Consider the following 3,389-nt stretch of genomic DNA (forward strand, 5'->3'; position numbering starts at 1 on the left):
CCCCTGGAGGGCTTGGGCCCCGTCCAGTTCCCAGCGGTGCGCGCCGTCCGGCCGGTCGAGCCACAACAGGTGTTCCCCGCTGGCCGCCACGGTGAGGCCGTACCGGCCGATCCCCGGGCGACCGGCGCCGTCCCAGTCGCGGAGCAACCCGCTGAAGGCACCCCAGGCGGAGTCGCCGTGCTCGGAGACGACGGTCCTTCCCCGCTCGTCGATCTCGGCCCGCACCCACGCCCCCGAGACGGCGTCGAGCACGCAGTGGACCTCGCTCCCGTCCCGGTGCTGGACCACACGGAGTCCTGACGGCACCAGCAGGGACAGCAGGAACTCGGACATGGCGTGGTCGTCCAGGCCGGGAACCCCGTCCACCCGGCACACGCGGTCGGGTTCGCCCGCGGTGGCGGACAGCACCCGCGCCACCGTCGGCTGGCCCGGCGCCGACGGGGACCGCAGCCGCATGAACCCGGCGGAGTCGGGCAGGAAACGCCCGCTCGCGGAGCCGTCCCCGCCCTTGCGCAGCCGGGCCAGCCCCAGGCCCACGTTGGCCAGGATCACGCCGCCCCCGGCTAGTTGATCCAGCCACGCGGCCGGGACGCGGCCCAATCCGCACGTGGCCAGGATGCGGTCGTAAGGGGCATTGGGCTCGTACCCCCGAGCACCGTCCGCAACGGCGACGGTGGGGCCGTAACCGGCGGCGGCCAGGGCCACGCGGGCCTGCTCGACCAGCGCCTCGTCCCGGTCCACCGACGTCACCAGTGCCGACCCGAGCCGCTCGCTCAGCAGGGAGGCGTTGTATCCGGTCCCCGTGCCCACCTCCAGAACCCTCATGCCGTCCTCCACCTTCAGACTCTCCAGCATCAGGGCCATCAGCGAGGGTTCGGTGGAGGAGCTGACGGCCAGGCCCTCGGGCGAGAAGCGGGTGATGAGGGTGGCGTCGCTGTAGACCGCCTCCAGCCAGCCGGGGGTCCGGTCGGTGTAGGACACCCTGCCCTCCGGGGTGCGCACGTGGAAGGCCGGGACGAACAGGTGGCGCGGCACCGTGGCGAAGGCGTGCCGCCACGGGGAGGAGCGGATGCTGCCGCTGGCCTCCAGTTCCCGCGCCAGCCGGTCCGCGTGCCCGGCCTGCTCCGACCCCGGTCCGGACGTGTGTGAGCGTGTCATGCGCTGCTTTCTCTCAGGTGATCGGCGATCGCGGCGGTGATGGGCTGCCCCGTGGCGAGCTGTAGCCATCCCCACTGCCCGTTCGGGTTGAGTTCGAGGAACACCCACCGGCCGCCGGGGGTGACGACGAAGTCGAGCGCTCCGTAGGCGAGCTGGAAGCCGGACATCAGCCGGTGGACCGCCCGGCCGACGTCCGCCGGTGCTTCGACCGCCCGGTAGGAGAGGTTGCGGTAGTCCGACCGCCAGTCGGTGCGGGCCTTCTGGCCATGGGCGTCGATACGCGTGGCGAAGAGGCGCTGCCCGATCACGGTGAGCCGGACCTCGTACGCCTTGTCCACACATTCCTGGAAGAGGTGTGCCGTCCGCGCCACACCCGAAGTGATCTCGTCGGGAGTGACCAGCGTGGTGTACAGGGCGCTTGCGCGAACCGGTGCGCCAGTGGTGTCGGGTCCTCCCGTCATCGCCTTGTAGACGGTTCTTCCCCGTGCCCCGGCGAAGAGCTGGGCAGTGTCGGCGCTGTTGGTGACCAGGCTTTCCGGAACGGTCAGGCCCGCACGCGCGGCCGCGACGAGTTGGCGGGGTTTGTGCGCGGCGGCCCTGTTGAGGTCGGGGTGGTTCACCCACGGACGGTCGAGTGCGGCCAGAACCCCGCCGAAACCGGCCGCCGCCTCGCGTACGGACCAGCTTCCCTCCCCGTGGTCCAGTCCAGGATGCGCCCGGTGCGGGGTGGGTCGGCGGTGGTAGACAGCGGTGATCTTCTCCAGGTCGACTTCTCGCTCCCCCGAGCGCAGCGTGCCCGTGACCGTCCCGGCCGGTGAGACGTGCGCCGCCAGCTCCACGGATTCCGGGAAGTCCCCGGGGTCACAGCGCAGGACCGGTGTGCCGCGCTGCTGGAGTTCTCGGATGACCAGGTCGGCGGTGGGGTCCAGCCGTTGCGTCAGAACCAGAACGGTCATGGGCTCCCTCCAGTCTCTAGGAGTCCGTGACCTGGTCGTTCCAGGCCTGCATGTCCTCTGTGGTGGTCACCGTGCACTGCACGGCGGTTCCCAGGAGGGGCTGGTCGATGAGCGGGCGGCCGTCGCGTACCGACATCTGGGAAACGGGGTCGTAGCCGATCCCAGAGACGTCGTAGGCCGATTCCGGGTCGGGAACGGTGCAGCGGGTCAGCCCGAACGGGCGGAACACCCCGTCGTCGGTCGCGACTACACCCGGGGATGACGTGAGAGCCATTTCTCCTGAACTCCTTTTCCCTGCTGGACAAGACATGAAGCAAGGTGAAAATAGTCCGATTCGCGAGTTTTGCGGTTCGCGGACCGGACAGGAAGATCATACGAACACGCAGCGCCGGAGAGCATCAGCATTCCCGAAGCCGAATAATTTCGGGTTCCAGCGGAGACAACGGCCACCAGAGGACACCCCGAACTATTCCGCTTCGGGAATACATTGCGGAAGCACTGGCCCTCCACGCACAGAGACCGGTAGCTTGAAGTCCCCTTCGGAACGCGCCTGGGAGCGTAGATGACCCTCAAGCCCGGCCTGACCCGCCTCACCGGTGGCGACGGTGACAACGTGTGCGACAGCCACAACTGCCCCAATGTGTATCTGTCGGAGAGCGGCAGCATCGTCGTCCAGGGTGACACCTACACCGGCTTCGCCCCGCCCCAGGGAGAATCCCTCGTGGAGATCCCGCGACACGTGCTTCAGGAGGCATTCGATGCTCTTGGATGGTGAGAAATGGAACGCGTTCTTCGACAATTTCGCGTCGGAGGCATGGCGCCTGGAAGTACAGCCCACCTACACCATGCCCGGGGAGGCCGACAGCTTCTCCCGCTTCCTTCGCGGTGAACCCAAACCGGAAGACCACAACGCCAGGTGGCACGGAAGGGTGCGAGGATATCGTGAAGCGGAAAAGTACGTCGGACGCGTCCGTATCGTCCGGCAACCGCTGACGGACTACCAGCGCTACCAGTTCGCCTGGGGCATCCCGGGCAACATCGCGGCCGGGGAGGACATCCGTGTCCTCGACCTGACCGACAGAGACCTGGGGCTCCCGGACTACGACTTCTGGATGTTCGACGAGGCACGGATCGTTCGCCTGAACTACCGACCCGACGGCACGCAGATCAACCGCGAACTCGTTGACGACGACCCCGCTGCCTATCGAGAGTGGAAGCGAATCGCCATCGAGGCGAGCGTGCCGTTCGTGACGTACGTAGAGTCGCAGGGTGGCG

Annotated in this window: 5 protein-coding genes; 2 read left to right on the top strand and 3 right to left on the bottom strand. The window is 68.3% G+C overall.

The window, feature by feature from the left end; all coding sequences use genetic code 11:
* The 3 genes from ACSIH6_RS39105 to tgmA all read right to left on the bottom strand — a co-directional run.
* Positions 1-1,158 (bottom strand): methyltransferase domain-containing protein (locus ACSIH6_RS39105; RefSeq protein ID WP_435113895.1); only part of this gene is annotated, 1,158 nt, incomplete at its 3' end.
* The gene (gene tgmB, locus ACSIH6_RS39110) at positions 1,155-2,114 is read right to left on the bottom strand and encodes an ATP-grasp ribosomal peptide maturase (RefSeq protein WP_435113897.1); all 960 of its coding nucleotides are present in this window, start codon (positions 2,112-2,114) and stop codon (positions 1,155-1,157) included. The genes tgmB and ACSIH6_RS39105, both read right to left, overlap by 4 nt.
* A 16-nt stretch (positions 2,115-2,130) precedes the next feature.
* Positions 2,131-2,388, bottom strand: a complete 258-nt coding sequence (gene tgmA / locus ACSIH6_RS39115) for a putative ATP-grasp-modified RiPP (protein ID WP_435113899.1) — start codon at positions 2,386-2,388, stop codon at positions 2,131-2,133.
* 288 nt (positions 2,389-2,676) lie between these two features.
* Here tgmA and ACSIH6_RS39120 point away from each other — a divergent pair, with 288 nt between their 5' ends.
* The gene (locus tag ACSIH6_RS39120; protein ID WP_435113901.1) at positions 2,677-2,889 is read left to right on the top strand and encodes a hypothetical protein; all 213 of its coding nucleotides are present in this window, start codon (positions 2,677-2,679) and stop codon (positions 2,887-2,889) included.
* Positions 2,873-3,389, top strand: a 517-nt coding sequence (locus tag ACSIH6_RS39125) for a DUF6879 family protein (RefSeq protein WP_435113903.1), incomplete at its 3' end; no start/stop codon positions are given. The genes ACSIH6_RS39120 and ACSIH6_RS39125, both read left to right, overlap by 17 nt.

The sequence above is a fragment of the Nocardiopsis synnemataformans genome (assembly GCF_965343085.1).
Classification (GTDB): domain Bacteria; phylum Actinomycetota; class Actinomycetes; order Streptosporangiales; family Streptosporangiaceae; genus Nocardiopsis; species Nocardiopsis alborubida.

Bases quoted from the DNA above. Each gene is read 5' to 3' on its own strand.
- ACSIH6_RS39120 (WP_435113901.1), top strand. From the start codon at position 2,677: ATGACCCTCAAGCCCGGCCTGACCCGCCTCACCGGTGGCGACGGTGAC.
- tgmA (WP_435113899.1), bottom strand. From the start codon at position 2,388: ATGGCTCTCACGTCATCCCCGGGTGTAGTCGCGACCGACGACGGGGTG.
- tgmB (WP_435113897.1), bottom strand. From the start codon at position 2,114: ATGACCGTTCTGGTTCTGACGCAACGGCTGGACCCCACCGCCGACCTG.